The organism is Microbacterium sp. K41, assembly GCF_004794395.1.
Taxonomy (GTDB): Bacteria; Actinomycetota; Actinomycetes; order Actinomycetales; family Microbacteriaceae; genus Microbacterium; species Microbacterium sufflavum.
This window is the reverse complement of the sequence record NZ_SSDO01000146.1, coordinates 1-17,476: the sequence shown is the minus strand read 5'-3', so window position 1 is coordinate 17,476 and position 17,476 is coordinate 1. Positions and strand designations below refer to the sequence as shown.

The window sequence follows — 17,476 nt, the reverse complement described above, 5'->3', positions numbered from 1 at the left end:
GCGCATCGCCGCGGGGGTGGGGGAGGGTGGCACGGGCCACCCGATCGTCGCGCTGGACGTGGCGGAGGCGCTGCCCCTCGCGATCGCGGACGTCCTGTCGTGACCCGGCGCGTGCCCGCCCGGACGATCGCGCTGTGGGCCGCGTTCCTCCTGGTGCACCTGCTCACCGCGCTCGCGGGGTGGATCTACCCGAGCCAGCCGATGGGCGACGTCGTGCTGGTGTACGAGCCCTGGTCGTCGGCGGCGCTCGGCGGCGGCCCGGTCGTGGGCGTCACCGAACCGTGGGTGTACCCCCAGCTCGCGCTGCTGCCGATGCTGCTCGCCGGGCTCCTGGCCGCCCCGCTCGTGCCCCTGCTCGGCGTCTCGTCCGCGTACCTCGTGGCCTGGGCGGTGCTGGTGGGCGTGCTCGACGCTGTCGCGTTCGCCGTGCTGGTCGGGCGTCGTCCGGGCCGGGCGCGCACGGCCGCGGCGTGGTTCTGGTGCGCCGCGCTCCTGCTGCTCGGACCCATCGCGCTGTACCGGATCGACGCGGTCACCGTGCCGATCGCGGTCGTCGCCGGCCTGTGGCTGCTGTCGCGGCCCGCGCTCGCCGCTGCCCTCCTGACGGTCGGCGCGTGGATCAAGATCTGGCCGGGCGCGCTGCTGCTCGCGGCGGTGGTGGCCGGGCGCCGGCGGTGGCGGCAGCTCCTGGCGGCGCTGGTGGTCACGGCCGTCGTGCTCGGGGGGCTCGTGCTGCTCGGTGCCCGGTCGGAGATCCTCGGGTTCCTCACCGCGCAGACCGGTCGCGGCCTGCAGATCGAGGCGGTCGCGGCGACGCCGTTCCTGTGGCTCGCGGTGGCCGGTGCCGCCCGCATCGAGTACAGCTTCGACATCCTCACGTTCCAGATCACCGCGCCGGGCGTCGATGCGGTCGCCGCGGTCCTCACGCCGCTGATGGCCGTGGCGGTCGTCGCGGTCACCGCCCTCGGGGCGGTCAAGGCCACGCGCGGTGCGGTGTTCGGCCGGTTGTTCCCGCCGCTCGCGCTCGCGCTCGTGACGGTGCTGATCGTCGGCAATAAGGTGGGGTCGCCGCAGTTCCAGACCTGGCTTCTCGCGCCCGTGATCCTCTGGATCGTGTGGGACAGGGCGCGCGCGACGGTGCCCGCCGTGCTGGTGCTGGCGCTGTGCCTGGTCACCTGCCTGATCTACCCGCTCACCTACGACGCGCTGCTGCGGGCCGAGCCCGTGCCCGTGCTGCTGCTCACGCTGCGCAATGTGCTGCTCATCGTTCTGACCGTCGTGAGCTTGCGCGCCGTCCTGCGTGTTCCCGCCGTCCGTCCCCCTCGAATCAAGGAGTGAACCCATGCTGATCGCCTTCTCCGTCGCCCCCAGCGGCACACCGGCCGACGGTGCCGTCGACCGCTCCGACGCCTCCGTCCACGACGCGGTGGCCGCCGCCGTGCGCGTGGTGCGCGCCTCCGGACTCCCGCACCGCACCACGAGCATGTTCACCGAGATCGAGGGCCCCGACTGGGACACCGTGATGGACGTGGTCAAGCGTGCGACCGAGGCGGTCATGCCGTTCGGCTCCCGCGTGTCCCTCGTGCTCAAGGCCGACATCCGTCCGGGGTACTCGGGCGAGCTCGACGCGAAGGTCGAGCGCCTGGAGGCGGCGATCGACGAGGCCGACGCCCGCTAAGCTGAACCGGTGAATCCCTCGACCGCATCGAGGGGTGCGGCGAAGAGGGCGCTCCTCTCTCTCGCCATCGGCAGCTTCGGCATCGGCATGACCGAATTCGTCGTGATGGGGCTGCTCCCGAACATCGCCGCCGACCTGCTGCCGTCCGTCTGGGCGACCAGCCAGGAGGAGGCGCTGAGCCAGGCCGGCTGGCTGATCTCGCTCTACGCGCTCGGCGTGGTGATCGGCGCGCCGACCATCGCGGGCTTCGTCGCCCGGTTCCCGCGCCACCGTGTGATGATCGTGCTGGCGCTCGCGCTCACGGTGTTCAACGCGCTGACCGTCGTGCTGCCCACGTTCGAGCTGGTCGGCGCGTCGCGGTTCCTGGCCGGCCTGCCGCACGGCGCCTACTTCGGGATCGGCGCGCTCGTGGCCGCGGAGGTGATGGGGCCGGGCAACCGTGCGAAGGGCGTCGCCTTCATCCTCACCGGGCTCACGGTCGCGAACGTCGTGGGAGTGCCGCTGGGCACGTTCCTCGGGCAGCAGTGGGGCTGGCGTGCCGCGTTCGCCGTCGTCGCGCTGGTGTTCGCCCTCGCCACGCTCTGCATCGCCCTGTTCGTGCCGGCGCACCCGGGCGACCCCGGTCGCACGATGCGCGCGGAGCTCGGGGTGTTCCGCATCGGACAGGTGTGGTTCACGCTCGGCGTCGGCGCGATCGGCTTCGGCGGCTTCTTCGCCGTCTACAGCTACATCGCGCCGCTGGTCACCGAGGTCGCGGGGTCGCCCGAGTGGGCGGTGCCGATCGTGCTGGTGCTGATGGGGCTGGGTATGACCGCGGGCAACCTGGTCGGCGGGCACCTCGCCGACATCGACCTCCGGCGCACGCTGCTGGGTGGCCTGGCCGCGATGGGCGTCGTGTTCGCGCTGCTGGCGGTGCTGTCGTTCTGGATCGTGAGCCTCGGCCTGCTGGTGGTGCTGGTCGGCTTCGTCTCGTCTGTGCTCAGCCCCACCATCCAGACGCGGCTCATGGACGTCGCGGGCGACAACCAGTCGATCGCCGCGGCCATGAACCACTCCGCGCTGAACGTCGGCAACAGCCTCGGCGCGTTCCTGGGCGGCGTCGTGATCGCGCTCGGGTGGGGCTTCACCGCTCCCGCGTGGACCGGCGCCGCGCTCGCGGTCGCCGGACTGCTCATCGCGCTGCTGTCGTACCGGGTGGAGGCGCGTCGCGCCCCAGCGGTCGTCGTACTCGCGTCGTAGAGTGACGGGGTGACGATCCCCGACGACGAGCTGCCGCTGGCGGGGACGGCCGTGCTGCTGCGACCGGCCGACGAGGGCTTCCGCGTGCTGCTGCTGCGGCGGCCGGAGCGTGGCTCGTTCGCCGGTGCCTGGGTGTTCCCCGGCGGCAAGGTCGAGCAGGGCGATCGCCGCGACGGCGCCGACCGCGTGGACGATGCGCGGCGGGCGGCGGTGCGCGAGACCGCGGAGGAGGTGGGCCTCGTGATCGACGGGCTCGTGCCCCTGTCGGAGTGGCGGCCGCCCGCGGAGGCTCCCGTCCGCATCCGCACCTGGTTCTTCCTCGCCGAGGCTCCGCGGGCCGAGGCCGTGCCGTCCGAGGCGGAGGTCGCGGAACTCGCCTGGGTCACCCCGGCGGAGGCCCTCGGCCGACACGCGTCGGGGGAGTGGACGCTGTTCCCGCCCACCTGGGTTACGCTGCACCGGCTGTCGATGCACGACCGGGCCTCCGCGGCGCTCGCGTCGGCCGGGGCGGCGGAGCTGTTCCAGACGCGTGTGCTCGACGGCGGGCGGGCCTTCGCGTGGGAGCAGGGCACGCTGCACGCCGCGGCTCGCCCGTGGAGCTTCGCCCCGGCGTGAGCTCAGGCGTCGAGGAGGCGTCGCAGCTGCGTGCCGACCGCGTCGGTCTCGATCAGGAAGCCGTCGTGGCCGAAGTCGCTCGCCAGCACCACCGCGTCGTCGTCGAGCACGGTGGGGATGCTGCGGGCGATACGCTGCTGGCCGTCGACGGGGAACAGCCGGTCGCTGTCGATGCCGAGCACGAGGGTCGTGGCCGTCACCGCGCGCAGTGCCTCCTCCACACCACCGCGACCGCGCCCCACGTCGTGCGAGTTCATGGCCTCGACCAGGGTGATGTAGCTGTTGGCGTCGAACCGGCGCGTGAACTTGTTGCCGTGGAAGTCGAGGTACGACTCCACTGCGAAGCGCCCGCCGTGCCCGAGCGGTGACACGTCGGACTGCCACGACCGCTGGAACCGCTGGTTGAGCTCGATCGGGCTGCGGTAGTTCAGCAGGGCCATGCGCCGGGCGAGGGCGAGGCCGCGGTGGGGGCCGTCGCCGTCGGAGAGGTCGTAGTACTCGCCGCCCTGGAAGCGCGGATCCATGCGGATGGTCTCGAGCTGCACCGTGTTCAGGGCGATCTGGTCGGCCGTCGTCACCGGTGGCGAGGACAGCACGGCGAGCCGCTCGACGCGGGCGGGATGGGTGACCGCCCACTCCAGCGCGTGCATGCCGCCCATCGAGCCGCCGATCACCGCCGCCCAGGTGTCGATGCCGAGCGCGTCGGCCAGGCGCACCTGCGCGGCCACCTGATCGCGGATCGTGAGGTAGGGGAAGCGCGACGCCCACTCGTAGCCGTCGGGGGCGATGCTCGCCGGTCCGGTCGAGCCCTGGCAGCCGCCGAGCATGTTCGGCGCGATCACGAACCACCGGTCGGTGTCGAGCGCCGCGCCCGGCCCGACGATGTCCTCCCACCAGCCGGCCGTGGGGTGTCCGGCTCCTGCCTCGCCGCGCACGTGGCTGTCGCCGGTGAGCGCGTGGAGCACGAGCACGGCGTTGTCCCGTGCGGCGTTCAGCTCGCCCCAGGTCTCGTACGCCAGCCGGATGCCGGGGAGCTCGGCCCCGCTCTCGGTGCGGAAGGACCCGAAGGCGGCGAAGCGGCGCCCGCCCACGGGGTCTCCGTCGCGCCACGCGCCGGTCGCGGGCGGTCGGGCACGGAGCAGACGGACGTCGGCCTCCGTCACGGGTGCCGACGGCACCGTGTCCTCGGAGGTCGTCTGCCAGTCCATCCCCCCATTCTCGCCTGGCGGGCGGCGCTCCGGCGGCAGGTTACGCGGCGGGGACGACGGATGCCCCGGACCGCGTGGTCCGGGGCATCCGTGCGAGACGGTCCGCTCAGGCGCGGGCGGCCTCCGAGACGGCGCGCGCGGCGGCGAGGGCCTGGTCGAGGTCGGCCTTCAGGTCGTCGATGTTCTCGAGCCCCACCGACAGACGCACGAGGCCCGGCGTGACACCCGCCGTGAGCTGCTGCTCGGGCGTGAGCTGCGCGTGCGTCGTGGAGGCGGGGTGGATGACGAGCGAGCGCACGTCGCCGATGTTGGCGAGGTGGCTGAACAGCGACAGGCTGTTGACGAACTCGCGACCGGCCTCCACGCCGCCCTTGAGCTCGAACGACAGCACCGCGCCGACGCCCTTCGGCGCGTACTCGTTCGCCTTGGCGTACCACGGCGAGGAGGGCAGACCCGAGTAGTTGACCGAGGCGACGTCGTCGCGGCCGTCCAGCCACTCGGCGATCTCCTGGGCGTTCTGCACGTGGCGCTCGATGCGCAGCGACAGGGTCTCCACGCCCTGGATGAGGTTCCAGGCGCTCTGCGGCGAGATGGAGGAGCCGAGGTCGCGCAGCAGCTGCACGCGGGCCTTGATGATGTAGGCGAGCGCGTCGCCGACCGCGGCCGTGTAGCTGGCGCCGTGGTACGAGGGGTCGGGCTCGGTGAGGCCGGGGAACTTCTCGACGTTCTCCGACCACGCGAAACGGCCGCCGTCGATCACGACGCCGCCGATGGTCGTGCCGTGGCCGCCGAGGAACTTGGTGATCGAGTGGACGACGATGTCGGCGCCGTGCTCGAACGGGCGGATGAGGTAGGGCGTCGCGATCGTGTTGTCGACGATCAGCGGGACGCCGTTCTCGTGCGCGATGTCGGCGACCGTGCGGATGTCGAGCACGTTGATCTGCGGGTTGCCGATGGTCTCGGCGAAGAACAGCTTGGTGTTCGGGCGGACGGCGCGGCGCCACTCCTCGGGGTCGTCCTGGTTCTCGACGAACGTGACCTCGATGCCGAGCTTGGCGAGCGTGTACTTGAAGAGGTTGTAGGTGCCGCCGTAGATCGAGCTGGAGGCGACGAAGTGGTCGCCGGCCTGGGCGATGTTGAGGATCGCGAAGGTCGAGGCGGCCTGGCCGCTGGACAGGACGAGGGCGCCGGTGCCCCCTTCGAGGGCCGCGAGGCGCTGCTCGAGCACATCCTGGGTCGGGTTCTGGATGCGGGTGTAGATGTTGCCGAACTCGGCCAGCGCGAACAGGTTCGCGGCGTGGTCGGCGTTGTCGAACACGTACGACGTGGTCTGGTAGATCGGCGTCGCACGCGCCTTCGTGACCGGGTCGGGTGCGGCGCCCGAGTGGATCTGCTTGGTCTCGAAACGCCAGGTCTCGGGTGCGGACATGTGTTCCCCCTGGAACGGTCGGAAGTCGGATGGCGTGTGCCCTTGCAGCGAGAGTACGGAACTTCCCCCGGTGTCAACAGCGGCCGGGAAATGTGACGTAACACAGCGCTCCTCACCTCGAGCGGAGGACGCAGGTCTTCCGCTCGGCCGCCGTGCCGGTTACCGTACGTGCCAGGCGCGGCCGACGGGCCCGCGGACAGGAGACCCCATGACTGTCGACGATCTCGGTGCGGGCGCACACGATGACGCACCCCGGGGCCTGCCCCGCCGGACCGTGCTGGCGGGCGCGGTCTGGTCCGTGCCGGTGATCGCGCTCGTGACCGCCGCGCCGGCCGCGGCGGCGTCGGCCGAAGGGCTGGGCCGATTCGTGATCGAGACCATGCAGGGCGGCACCTGGGTGGACCCGCAGTACTACGGCGCATCGATCCAGCTGCGCAACGACGACACGCAGGCTGCCACGATCCCGGTGGCGGACATCACCAGCGGCACGGTCACCGTCACCATGAATCGAGCCGACGTCGGCGCGCTGCAACCGGTCGTCATCGCGAACGCCGGCGGGTCGAGCCCGTCGGTTCCCGCGCTCCCGGCGACCGACCCGACCTGGACCCCGGGGGGCGTGACCGACAACGGCGACGGCACCGTGACGTACACGCTGGCGTACGTGGGCAGCGTCGCGGGGCAGGGGGTCACCCACGTCACGTTCGGCATCCTCGGTCCGACGCCGCTGAACTCGGGTATCCCCGTGACGGTCACCTCGACGGGGAGCCCCAGCGACGGCACCGTGCACACGCGCACCGCCACGCTGTTCTGACGTTCGCGGCACCGCGGCGATCGTCGCTCGGGAATCGGGTGAGGACATCGTACGGTGGATGGCATGGCGAACAGACGTGCAGTGGTGACAGGGGCGAGTTCCGGGATCGGCGCGGCGACGGTGCGCGCGCTGCGGGGGCGGGGATGGGACGTCGTCGGCGTCGCCCGCCGGGAGGAACGCCTGCGGGCCCTGGCCGCGGAGACCGGGGCCTCGGTGATCGCGTGCGACCTGACCGACGGTGCCGCCGTGTCGGCCCTGGTCGGAGAGCTCGAGCGTTCGGGTCCGCTGCACGCGCTGGTGCAGGTCGCCGGGGGCGCGCGCGGGACGGACCGCGTGGAGGATGCCGCGATCGACGACTGGCAGTGGATGTTCGACGCGAACGTGCTGGCCACGCAGCGCCTGGTCGCGGGGCTCCTGCCCCTCCTGCGGGCGACGGCCGAGGTGGACGGGCACGCCGACACGGTGTTCGTGACCTCGACCGCCGCGCAGACGGCTTATCCGGGCGGGGCGGGGTACAACGCGGCGAAGGCGGCCGAGGGCATGCTGGTGCGGGCCCTGCGCCAGGAGCTCAACGGCGAGCCCATCCGGGTCGTGGAGGTCGCACCGGGGATGGTGCACACGGAGGAGTTCACGCTCAACCGTCTCGGCGGCGACGCGGTCGCGGCGGAGGCGGTGTACGCCGGGGTCGAGGCGCCCCTCCTGGCCGACGACGTCGCCGATGTGATCGCCTACGCGCTGGGGGCTCCCGCACACGTCAATCTCGACCTGATCACGATGCGCCCGGTGGCGCAGTCCGCCCAGCACCTGCTCGCGCGGGGTCCGCTGCGCGTGCGGACCGCGGAGTGATGGCGGGCCGCGGCCTCGCCGAGCTCGCGCGCGACGGACTGATCGATCCGGGCTGGGCGGAGGCTCTGGCTCCCGCGCAGGAGCGGATCACCGCGCTCGGCGAGCGGCTCCGTGCGGAACAGGCGGCCGGTCGCGGCTACCTTCCCGCGGGCGAGAACGTGCTGCGGGCGTTCCAGCGGCCGCTGTCGGAGGTGCGGGTGCTCATCACGGGGCAGGACCCGTACCCCACGCCGGGGCATCCGATCGGGCTGTCGTTCGCGGTGGACCGCCACGTGCGACCGCTGCCGCGGAGTCTGACGAACATCTACAAGGAGCGCGAGAGCGACCTCGGTCTCCCGCCCGCGCCGCATGGCGACCTCACGGCGTGGAGCGACCAGGGCGTGCTGCTGCTCAACCGGGTGCTCACCGTGCAGCCGGGCGCGGCGGGCTCGCACCGCCGCTGGGGCTGGGAGGAGGTGACAGAGCTCGCGATCCGTGCGCTCGTCGCCCGGGACCAGCCGCTCGTCGCCGTGCTGTGGGGCAGGGACGCCGCGAACCTCCGTCCGCTGCTCGGCGACACGCCGGTGATCGAATCCGCGCACCCGTCGCCGCTCTCGGCGAGCCGCGGCTTCTTCGGTTCGCGGCCCTTCTCCCGCGCCAACGCGCTGCTGGCGGAGGCGGGCGGCGACCCGGTGGACTGGCGGGTGGAGGGCGAGGCGGAGGCCTCCCTAAGCTGAGCGCATGCAGTTCGAGCCGGGGGACCGTCGCCGGGTGCTGCCGCGCCATCTGCGACCGGCACCGGCTCCCGAGGTCTTCGCGTACGCCATCCGGCCCGCGCGTCCCGCCGACCTCCCTCACGTGCGCGAGATCTACAACCACTTCGTGAGCAACTCGGCGGTCACGCTCGACGAGCGCCGCAGCACGATCCCGTCCTGGCGGGAGAAGTATGCGCTGCTCGACCGTCTCGGGCTCCCGTTCCTGGTGGCGGTGTCGCCATCGGGGGCCGTGCTGGGCTACGCGGTGGCGCAGCCGTGGGCGGGCAAGAACGCGTACCGCTACACGGTCGAGGACTCGATCTACCTCGGCCCGGGGGCGGGCGGGAAGGGGCTGGGGTCGGCGCTCCTGCAGGCGCTCATCGACGCGTGCGAGCAGCGCGGCATCCGCGAGATGGTCGCGGTGATCAGCGACCGCGGGGCCGAGGCGTCGATCCGGTTGCACGAGAAGCTCGGCTTCGTCGAGGCGGGGCGGATGGGACGCGTCGGACACAAGTTCGGCCGCGACCTCGGCACCGTGTATCTGCGCCGGGCGCTGCGCCCGTCCCGTCCGCGTCGCGGCGCGCTGTTCGGCCGCTCCCGCTGAGCCTCACCCCTCCGCAGGCCCGGGGATGACCGGGATCGCCGCCAGCAGCGCCCGCGTGTAGTCGTGCGCGGGGTGCAGCAGCACGTCCGCCGTCGCACCGCGCTCGACGATGCGGCCGTCCTTCATCACCACGACCGTGTCGCACAGGTTCTGCACCACGCCGATGTCGTGCGAGACGAGCAGCAGCGTCAGCTCGGAGGTCGCCTTGAGCTCGCGCAGCAGGTCGAGGATCTGCGCGCGCACCGTGACGTCGAGGGCGGACAGCGGCTCGTCGCCCACGAGGATGCGCGGACGATGCACGATCGCGCGGGCGAGGGCGATGCGCTGCCGCTGCCCGCCGGAGAACTCGTGCGGGTAGCGGTCGCCCATGTCCGGCTCGAGCCCGACCTGGGCGAGCACTTCCCGTACGCGTGCCCGGTGGTCGCCCTCGATGCCCAGGGCCCACAGGGGCTCCCGCACGATCTGGCCGGCGGTCATGCGGGGGTCGAGCGACGCGTACGGGTCCGGGAACACGAGCCCGGTCTGCCGTCGCAGCCAGTGCAGTGCCCGGGCGGAAGCCGCGGCGTCGACCGCACGACCGTCCACCGCGACCGTTCCGGCGGTCGGGCGGTCGAGCCCGAGGAGCAGCCGCATAAGGGTGGACTTGCCCGACCCCGACTCGCCGATGATGCCGACCGACGACCCCTCGACCACGTCGAGGTCGGTGGGCTCCAGCGCGGTCTGCCGCCGCGTGCGCTCGAAGGTCGTGCGCTTCGGTACCACGAAGTCCCGCCGCAGGCCGCGTGCCTCGATCAGGCTCATGCCGCACCGCCTTCCGGCCGCCACAGGGTGGCGGTCGCATCGCGCAGCAGCCCCTGCGTCACGGGGGAGGCGGGGGTGCTGAGCAGGGTCGACACGGGTGCGGCCTCGACGACCCTGCCGTGTTCGAGCACCACGCCCGCTGTCGCCACCTGGGCCAGCACCGCGAGGTCGTGCGTGATGAACACGAGCGACATGCCCTCGTCTTCTACGAGCCCCAGCAGCAGGGACAGGATCTCCGCCTGGATCGTCACGTCGAGCGCCGTGGTGGGTTCGTCGGCGATGAGCAGCCGAGGGCGGCAGGCGAGGGCCATCGCGATCGCCACCCGCTGCCGCTGCCCGCCCGAGAGCTGGTGCGGGTAGCGGTCGACGATGGTCTCGGGGTCGGGGAGCCGCACGCGTGCTGCCTGGGCGATCGCGCGCTCCCTGGCCTCGCGCTTCCCGAGACCCTGGTGGATGCGGATCGACTCGGCGATCTGCCGCCCCACGGTGCGGATCGGGTTCAGGGCCGTACGCGGCTCCTGGAACACGATGCCGATGTCGTCGCCGCGCAGCCGCGCGAGCTCCCGGTCGGGAAGGCCGATCAGCTCGGTGCCGTCCCAGCGGATGCTGCCGTGCGCGGTCGCCCCGTCCGGGAGCAGCCCGAGCACTGCAAGCGCCGTGAGCGACTTTCCGGAGCCGGATTCGCCGATCAGCCCGACCCTGGCGCCATCGGGCACCTCGAACGACACGCCGTCGACCAGGCGTCGCCCGTCGAGCTCGACGACCAGGTCCTCCACCACCAGGCTCACGCGACCACCGCCGGGGTGTGCGTCTCGGCGGCGCGGTGCCGCAGGGTCGGGTCGGTCGCCTCGCGCAGTCCGTCGCCCAGCAGGTTGAGCGCCAGCACCGTGAGGGTGATGGTCAGTCCAGGCCAGATGACCGTGAGCGGGTGCACGCCGATGTAGCGCTGCAGATCGGCGAGCAGCAGACCCCAGCTCGGCTCGACCACCGAGGCGCCGAAGCCGAGGTAGGACAGGCCGGCCTCGGCGAGCACGGCCACCGCCATCGACCACGACAGCTGCACGATGAACACCGGGGCCACGTTCGGCAGCAGGTGGCGCACGAGCGTCTGCGCCGGTGTCAGCCCCGAGGCGCGGGCGGCGAGGATGAAGTCGCTCTGCTGCACGCGGCGCAGCTCGGGGCGCGTGACCCGGGCGATGTTCACGCCGAACCCGATGCCGACCGCCCAGATGACGACCCACAGCGACCCGCCCCACACCGACGAGATCATCATCGCGATGAGCAGCACCGGGAAGGCGATCAGGATGTCGACGAGCACGGCCACGGTCTCGCGCACGAGCCGCGTGGTGAGCGCTCCGAGGGTCGCGAGCGCGATGCCGACGAGCGTGGCGATGACGCCGGCGCCGACACTGACGAACACGGTCGTGCGGGCCCCGGCCATCAGCAGACTGAGGATGTCGCGCCCGGTGTCGTCGGTGCCCAGCAGGTGGGGGAGGCCCGGCGGCAGCCAACGGTCGCCGATGTCGGAGGCGCGCGGGTCGAACGGCGTCCAGAACAGCGATACGAGGGCCGCGAGCGCGATCACGGCGACCACGATCAGGCCGAAGCGTCCGGTCGCGGTCTGCCACAGCCGGTGCAGCCAGCGGGGGGTCATGCGGCCTCCCGCTGTCTCGGGTCGATCGCGCGATGCAGCAGGTCGACCACGAAGCCCACGACCAGGACGAACCCGGTGAGCACGAGCAGCTCGCTCTGCACCTTGATCAGGTCGCGCGTGCCCACGTCGGCCACCAGCATCCGGCCGATGCCGGGCAGGGTGAACAGCTGCTCGATCACGACGGAGCCGACGATGATCCCGGCGACCTGGAGCCCGAGCACCGTCACGATCGACAGCCCGACCGCCGGGATGCCGTGCTGGATCAGGGCGCGCGTGCGGGTGAGCCCTTTGGCCGCGGCCGTGCGCACGAAATCCTGACCAGCGGCCTGGAGCGTGGCGCTGCGCACGAACCGCATGAGCATCGCGCCCTCCACGATCCCGATGGTCAGCGCGGGAAGCAGCAGCGCCTCGATGGCCCGGCCCGGGGTCGACCAGCCGGTGCGCGGAAAGCCCTGCGGCGGGAGCCAGCCGAGCCACACGGAGAACACCACGATCAGCATCATGCCCGCCCAGACCACCGGAACGGCCGCGAGCGCCTGCGCACCGACGCTGAGCGCCGTCCCGCCGCGCCGGCCGCGCAGAAGGGCCGCGAGGATCCCGAACGGCACGGCGATGAGCACCGCGATCAGCAGCGACAGCAGGCCGAGCGGCACCGTGACCTGCGCCTTGAGCAGCAGCTCCTCGCCGACGGACGCGCCGGAGAGGAGGGAGGTGCCGAGGTCGCCGCGGAAGATGCCGCCGATCCAGTCGGTGTACTGCGCGAGCAGGGGACGGTTCAGGCCGAGCGACTCCCGGAGGGCTTCGACCTCGGAGGGCGAGGCCTGGGTCCCGGCGATGAGCTGGGCGACGTCACCGGGGAACACCCGGAGGGTCAGGAAGATGAGCGCGCTCGACACGAGGAGCCCTGCGATGAGCAGGGCCCCTCGGACGAGCGCGTAGCGCAGCACGGGGTCGGAACCGGGCGCTCAGTCGGCGCTGCTGACGGTGACGTCCGCCAGGTTGATGCGCGAGTTGATCGAGTCCTCCGGGAAGCCCGAGACGATCGGGCTGACCGCGGTGATGGTCTCGCCGTTATACAGCCAGTCGGCCGCGTGGTCCTCCGACACGATGCGGGCGGCCTGGGCGAGCAGCTTCGCCGACGCGTCGGGGTCGACCTCGGCCAGCGCCTGGGCGTACAGGTCCTGCACCTCGGCGTTGTCGTAGCCGAAGTAGTAGTCCGGGTTGGCGAAGTTGCCGAAGTCGCGCGGCTCGACGTGCAGCACGAAGCTGAGGTCGTAGTCCTTGTTGGTGTAGACGTCTTCGAGCCAGGTCGGGAACTCCACCGAGTCGACCTCGAGGTTCACGCCGACCTTGTCGAAGTCGGAGATGAGCACCTTCGGGACGGTCGTGCCGTAGAACGAGGGGATCGTGAGCGTGAGGTCGAGGTCCTCCTGCCCCGCCTCGGCCAGCAGCTCCTTCGCGCGCTCCGGGTCGTAGGAGATCACGTCGGAGAGGTCCTCGTAGCCCGGGTCGAGCTCGGGGATCGGCCCGTACAGCGGGGTGCCGGCTCCGACGGCCTCGATCAGCGCGTCGTGGTCGATCGCCAGGCGCAGCGCCTCACGCACGCGCACGTCGTCGAGCGGCGCCTTCTTGTTGTTGAACGCGAGCGTGGCCTTGTCGGTCGTGCGGCCCTTCGTGAGGGTGAAGTCGCCGGAGTCCTCCAGCTGCGATGCGAGGTTCGGGTCGACGGCGGTGAGCACGTCGACGTCGCCGGCGAGCGCCGCGTTCACGCCGGCGGTGAAGTCGGGGATGTACTGGAACTCGACCTCGGCGACGCTCACCGGGTCGCCCCAGTACTCGTCGTTGCGCGCGAACGTGATGGTGCTGCCCTTGTTCCAGCGCGAGAGCGTGAACGGGCCGGTGCCGTTCTCCGCGGTCTTCAGATCGGTCGTGTCGCCGGTCTTGAACACGAGTCCGGCCGGGCCCGTGAGTGCGAACAGGAAGTTCTGGTTCGGCGCGGACAGCACGATCTGCACGGTGGTCGGGTCGGGGGCGGTGATCGAGGCGACCGACGCGAACTCGGCGTTGCCCTGCACGGTGGCGTCGGTGCGCACGGTCTCGTACGACGAGACGACGTCGGCGGAGGTCAGGGGAGTGCCGTCGTGGAAGACGACTCCGTCGTTCAGCGTGAACGTGTAGGTCAGCCCGTCGTCCGACACCTCGTAGTCCGAGGCCAGACGCCCCTCGATCTCGTTCTCCTGCGTGCGGCTGACGAGGCCCTCGTAGATGTTGTCGATGAGGATCTGCTCGAGGGCGGCACCGCTCGTGTGGCGGATGTCGAGGTTGGTGGGCTCGAGCACGAGCCCCACGTGCAGCGTCGCGTTCGAATCGGGCTCGCCGGTCCCGGTGGAGGGTCCGGGCTCTGCGGAGCCGGAGCAGGCGCTGAGCACGACGGCGGTGGCCGCGAGTGCGGAGATCAGCGCGAGGCGTCGGTGACGAAAGAACATGGGTGTTTCCTCTCGGTGCGGCAGGTGCTGTGTGCCGGTGGGACGAGCCTAGGGTTGCGGGGAGGTGCGGGGGTCGGCGACGGAACGGAACGTCATATTCCGCCGGTCGCCGACGTGGTGCGCGAGGTCAGGAGCGCAGCCAGCTCGGCGGGCGCGGTCTCCTGCACGTTGTGGGTGGCGTCGAGCACGACCACGCGGGCGGCGGGGAGGCGGCGCTGCAGCTCGGCGGCGTCCTCGGCGCTCACGAAGCCCCGCTCCGCCCGGACCAGCGTCAGCGGGGAGCGCACGCCGGCGAGGTCGTCCCAGCCGGTCTCGTGCAGGACGGACGGGGCGGCCGGGGTGCCGGGGTCGTGCGCCGACAGCGCCTGCGCCGCGAGGTGGGCGAAGTGGTGCTTCCACTCGATCCGGCCGTCGTCGCGCACACGCGTGTTGAGGAAGACGCCGCGCTCGGTCTCGGGGCGGGTGCCGCCGAAGCCGAGCGCCATGGCCTTGTCGACCAGCTCGTCGCGGGTGGCGAAGTCGGTCGGGCCCTCGTAGAACGCCCGCAGCGCCGCGGGGCCGGCGGTCACGTCCACTCCCGGCGTGATGTCGACGACCACGAGTTCGGCCACGAGGTCGGGGCGGGCCGCGGCGAGGGCGGCGCCGGTGAGCCCGCCGAGGGACTGGCCGACGACCACCTGCGGCTGGGTCGTCCAGGCGTCGAGCGCGGCGGCCACGTCGGCGGCGAGCACGCGGGGGGTGTAGTCGGCGTCGTCGCGCCACGAGGAGTCGCCGTGACCGGCGAGGTCGATCGCGAGCACCGGCTGCTGCAGGGCCAGCGCGGTCGTGTCCCACGTGTGCGCGTTGAGCCCGGCCCCGTGCAGGAGCGTGATCCGGGGCTCGCCCGTGCCGAACCGGAGGGCGCTGAGGGTGCGGCCGTCCGCGAGCGGGAGTGTCAGGCGCTGCACCTCCGGGAGGGGGACGCCGAGCGCTTCGGCCTGTGCGGGAAGATAGGTGAACTCGCTGGTGTCGATCGCCACGGGGCTATTCTGCGCCCCTGCCACGCCGACGCGGAAATGCGGGAGCATTGTGACAAGAAGCTACGGTCGATTACTTCTTGTTTCGATGAGCATCATGGCGAGTAGCTTGGCCTTCTGCATTTCCGGGTGCGCGCGCTCGCCGGTCGCTGCGCCTCGACCGCGCCATATCATGGAGGCATGACCGAACAGCGCGTGCATCTCTCCAAGACCGAGCCGGCTGCGTATCAGGCCCTCGACGCGTTCTCCAAGACGGTCGGCTCCATCTGTGCGGCGAACGGGATCGATGACCGGCTCAAGGAGCTCGTCATGATCCACTGCTCGCAGTTGAACGGGTGCAGCTATTGCACGCGCATCCATGTCGATCGCGCGGCCGCCGCCGGGATCGACGCCGACACGCTCACGCAGATCCCCGTGTGGCGCGAGAGCGGGGTCTTCAGCGACCGGGAGCGGGCGGCGCTCGAGCTCGCCGAGGCGTTCACGTTCATCGCGGAGGACGGCATCTCCGACGAGGTGTACGACCTGGTCGGCAGCGTCTTCACCGAGAAGGAGTACGCCGCGCTGAGCTGGGCCTGCGTATCGATCAACGCGTTCAACCGCATCGTCATCGCCGGTCGCTACCCGGTGCCGCCGCGCACCGCACCCGCCGCGTCATGACCGTTCTCGACGTCGAGGGCGTCTCGAACGTCCGAGACGTGGGCGGGATGCCGGCGGAAGGCGGGCGCATCCGCTCGGGTGTGCTGCTGCGGTCCGGTCAGCTCTCCACCGCGACGCCCGCCGGGGCCGCTGTCCTGCGGGACGCCGTGGCGCGCATCGTGGATCTGCGCGACGGGGAGGAGGTCGCCGCGGAGCCGAGCGAGATCGACGGGCCGGAGACGACGCACCTGCCGCTCTTCCTCGGGTCCGTCCGCTCCTTCTTCGAGTCGGACGTGAGCCTCGACGACCTGTACCTGCACCTGCTGGAGGAGAGCGGCGACCGGCTGGTGGAGGCCGTCCGCATCATCGCCGCCGGCGACCCGACCCTGGTGCACTGCACGGTGGGCAAGGACCGCACCGGGGTGACCGTCGCGCTCGCCCTGTCGGCCGTCGGCGCCGATCGGGAGGCGGTGATCGCGGATTACGCGCTCACCGAGTCGCAGCTGCCGCCGGAGCGCTCGCGGCGCATCGCGGAGTATCTGCGCTCACAGCACCCGGAGGCGGTGCACGCGGTGGCCCTTGCCACGCAGTCGCCCGCCGACGTCATGCGACGGCTGCTCGCGCAGGTCGATGAGCGCTGGGGCTCGGCGGCGGGATACCTGCGCGCCAACGGCATGACCGAGGGCGAGCTCGACGCCCTGCGTGCCGCCCTGGTCGAGCCCATCGACTGAGGTCGCGGAGGAAGGTTAGGCAAGCCTTCACTTGGTGTAGCATGGAGCCATCATGACCACCTCGCTCGAGATCCGCGGAGCCCGCGCTGCACGTCGTGCCGCGCGTCGCCGCGCCCACCACCTGGTGACGGCCGATGAGCACTCCCTCGCGGAGCTCGAGGCCTTCCTGGCCACGCTGCCCCTGTGCGCCTCCGGTCGCATCTTCATCGAGGTGCCCGAGGTGTCCGACATCGGCGTGATCGAGGCACCCGGTCGCATGACGGTCACCTGGCTCGCGCGCGGACAGCGCTCGGGAACCCCGGGCAGCGGTCGCGCCTGCGCCGCGGGACAGGCGCTCGCCCGTGCCACCTGCGCCTGGGCCGACGAGATGATGTGCGACGACGAGGTGGAGACCCACGTCACGCTGCTGGGCGGCTACCTCGGCACGGCCGACATCGTCGAGCACCTCACCGGCGCCCTCGGCATCGCCCCCGGTCTGATCCACGCACCGGAGCGCTTCGGCCTCCTGCCGATCGCGCGCTGACTCAGCGCGGACGACGGACGTAGTTGCCGTCTTCCAGCCCCGCCTCGATCTCGAAGCGGTTGCGCAGCGGGTCGCGCCCCGCGAACAGGTACAGCACCGGCATCAGGAACCCGTAGCGCAGCCACTGCTCCTTGTGCACCGCCTCGTGTCGCAGGACCGCGTCGCTCGGCGGTTCGTCACCGGTGAGGAAGCAGCCACCGACGCACACACCGCCACGGTTGAACGTCCACGAGGGCATGCCGCGGAAGATCCACAGGCCGTTGCGTCGCTCGACCCGCCCCGTGCTCCACAGGGAGCCCCAGAGCCAGCCGACGGCTGTACCCCAGGCGTAGCCCAGGCGGCTGATGGGGGAGCGCAGCAGGAACGCGGGGATGCGACGATCCGCACGCCGCCCGCGGCGCAGCCGTTCGGCGGCCTCGTCCTGCCAGCCCTCCGGCGGCGTCACGCGACCGCTCCGACCAGGCG

Annotated in this window: 20 protein-coding genes; 11 read left to right on the top strand and 9 right to left on the bottom strand. The window is 72.0% G+C overall.

Translation table 11 applies throughout. From position 1 onward, the window contains the following. Positions 1–99: 99 nt before the first annotated feature. The 4 genes from DW309_RS03400 to DW309_RS03385 are packed head-to-tail and all read left to right on the top strand — an operon-like array spanning position 100 to position 3,532. Complete coding sequence (locus tag DW309_RS03400) at positions 100–1,338, top strand: glycosyltransferase family protein (protein WP_240753114.1); 1,239 nt, start codon at positions 100–102, stop codon at positions 1,336–1,338. Between the two features lie 4 nt (positions 1,339–1,342). Continuing rightward, entirely contained in the window at positions 1,343–1,678 is a 336-nt protein-coding gene (locus DW309_RS03395; RefSeq protein WP_136044556.1) for a thiamine-binding protein, read from the top strand. A gap of 9 nt (positions 1,679–1,687) precedes the next feature. Further along, entirely contained in the window at positions 1,688–2,917 is a 1,230-nt protein-coding gene (locus tag DW309_RS03390) for an MFS transporter (RefSeq protein WP_136032628.1), read from the top strand. Between the two features lie 9 nt (positions 2,918–2,926). Then, positions 2,927–3,532 (top strand): NUDIX hydrolase, encoded by a 606-nt coding sequence (locus DW309_RS03385; protein WP_136036877.1) that lies wholly within the window; start codon positions 2,927–2,929, stop codon positions 3,530–3,532. A 2-nt stretch (positions 3,533–3,534) separates the two neighbouring features. Here DW309_RS03385 and metX read toward each other — a convergent pair whose 3' ends face one another. Next, complete coding sequence (metX, locus tag DW309_RS03380) at positions 3,535–4,740, bottom strand: homoserine O-acetyltransferase MetX (RefSeq protein ID WP_136044555.1); 1,206 nt, start codon at positions 4,738–4,740, stop codon at positions 3,535–3,537. A 106-nt stretch (positions 4,741–4,846) separates the two neighbouring features. Beyond that, positions 4,847–6,169 (bottom strand): bifunctional o-acetylhomoserine/o-acetylserine sulfhydrylase, encoded by a 1,323-nt coding sequence (locus DW309_RS03375; RefSeq protein ID WP_136036875.1) that lies wholly within the window; start codon positions 6,167–6,169, stop codon positions 4,847–4,849. Positions 6,170–6,377: 208 nt separating this feature from the next. Between DW309_RS03375 and DW309_RS03370 the strand changes: the two genes are divergently transcribed. The 4 genes from DW309_RS03370 (at position 6,378) to DW309_RS03355 (ending at position 9,164) form a co-directional block, all read left to right on the top strand. Beyond that, a complete protein-coding gene (locus tag DW309_RS03370) occupies positions 6,378–6,980 on the top strand; it encodes a hypothetical protein (protein WP_136044554.1) in 603 nt (200 codons plus the stop codon). A gap of 63 nt (positions 6,981–7,043) precedes the next feature. Continuing rightward, the gene (locus DW309_RS03365; RefSeq protein ID WP_205812606.1) at positions 7,044–7,826 is read left to right on the top strand and encodes an SDR family oxidoreductase; all 783 of its coding nucleotides are present in this window, start codon (positions 7,044–7,046) and stop codon (positions 7,824–7,826) included. Continuing rightward, the gene (locus DW309_RS03360; RefSeq protein WP_136032616.1) at positions 7,826–8,542 is read left to right on the top strand and encodes a uracil-DNA glycosylase; all 717 of its coding nucleotides are present in this window, start codon (positions 7,826–7,828) and stop codon (positions 8,540–8,542) included. Before DW309_RS03365 ends, DW309_RS03360 begins: the two co-directional genes overlap by 1 nt. 4 nt (positions 8,543–8,546) lie before the next feature. Next, positions 8,547–9,164 (top strand): GNAT family N-acetyltransferase, encoded by a 618-nt coding sequence (locus tag DW309_RS03355; RefSeq protein WP_136032614.1) that lies wholly within the window; start codon positions 8,547–8,549, stop codon positions 9,162–9,164. 3 nt (positions 9,165–9,167) lie between these two features. Here DW309_RS03355 and DW309_RS03350 read toward each other — a convergent pair whose 3' ends face one another. The 6 genes from DW309_RS03350 to DW309_RS03325 all read right to left on the bottom strand — a co-directional run bounded on the left by DW309_RS03350 (position 9,168) and on the right by DW309_RS03325 (position 15,124). After that, entirely contained in the window at positions 9,168–9,965 is a 798-nt protein-coding gene (locus DW309_RS03350) for an ABC transporter ATP-binding protein (RefSeq protein WP_136044553.1), read from the bottom strand. Beyond that, the gene (locus DW309_RS03345; RefSeq protein WP_136044552.1) at positions 9,962–10,753 is read right to left on the bottom strand and encodes an ABC transporter ATP-binding protein; all 792 of its coding nucleotides are present in this window, start codon (positions 10,751–10,753) and stop codon (positions 9,962–9,964) included. Before DW309_RS03345 ends, DW309_RS03350 begins: the two co-directional genes overlap by 4 nt. Further along, entirely contained in the window at positions 10,750–11,619 is an 870-nt protein-coding gene (locus DW309_RS03340; RefSeq protein WP_136044551.1) for an ABC transporter permease, read from the bottom strand. The genes DW309_RS03345 and DW309_RS03340 overlap by 4 nt, the downstream gene beginning before the upstream one ends. Next, on the bottom strand, positions 11,616–12,566 hold the full coding sequence (locus DW309_RS03335; RefSeq protein WP_136032606.1) for an ABC transporter permease: 951 nt from the start codon (positions 12,564–12,566) through the stop codon (positions 11,616–11,618). The genes DW309_RS03340 and DW309_RS03335 overlap by 4 nt, the downstream gene beginning before the upstream one ends. An 18-nt stretch (positions 12,567–12,584) precedes the next feature. Beyond that, the gene (locus DW309_RS03330) at positions 12,585–14,105 is read right to left on the bottom strand and encodes an ABC transporter substrate-binding protein (RefSeq protein ID WP_136036870.1); all 1,521 of its coding nucleotides are present in this window, start codon (positions 14,103–14,105) and stop codon (positions 12,585–12,587) included. Positions 14,106–14,197: 92 nt separating this feature from the next. Then, positions 14,198–15,124 carry an alpha/beta fold hydrolase gene (locus DW309_RS03325; RefSeq protein WP_240745409.1) on the bottom strand — a complete coding sequence of 309 codons (927 nt, stop codon included), beginning with the start codon at positions 15,122–15,124 and terminating at the stop codon, positions 14,198–14,200. A 177-nt stretch (positions 15,125–15,301) separates the two neighbouring features. On the opposite strand from DW309_RS03325, the gene DW309_RS03320 reads away from it, so the two are divergent. From DW309_RS03320 to DW309_RS03310, 3 genes are read left to right on the top strand one after another with little or no spacing between them, the layout of a single operon-like run. Further along, a complete protein-coding gene (locus DW309_RS03320; protein WP_136036868.1) occupies positions 15,302–15,778 on the top strand; it encodes a carboxymuconolactone decarboxylase family protein in 477 nt (158 codons plus the stop codon). Next, positions 15,775–16,488 (top strand): tyrosine-protein phosphatase, encoded by a 714-nt coding sequence (locus DW309_RS03315; protein WP_136044549.1) that lies wholly within the window; start codon positions 15,775–15,777, stop codon positions 16,486–16,488. The genes DW309_RS03320 and DW309_RS03315 overlap by 4 nt, the downstream gene beginning before the upstream one ends. Positions 16,489–16,540: 52 nt before the next feature. Next, complete coding sequence (locus DW309_RS03310; RefSeq protein WP_136044548.1) at positions 16,541–17,011, top strand: SIP domain-containing protein; 471 nt, start codon at positions 16,541–16,543, stop codon at positions 17,009–17,011. Position 17,012: 1 nt separating this feature from the next. Here the strand turns inward: DW309_RS03310 and DW309_RS03305 are convergent, their stop codons facing one another. Then, the gene (locus DW309_RS03305) at positions 17,013–17,414 is read right to left on the bottom strand and encodes a Fe-S oxidoreductase (protein WP_136032641.1); all 402 of its coding nucleotides are present in this window, start codon (positions 17,412–17,414) and stop codon (positions 17,013–17,015) included. Positions 17,415–17,476: the final 62 nt, after the last annotated feature.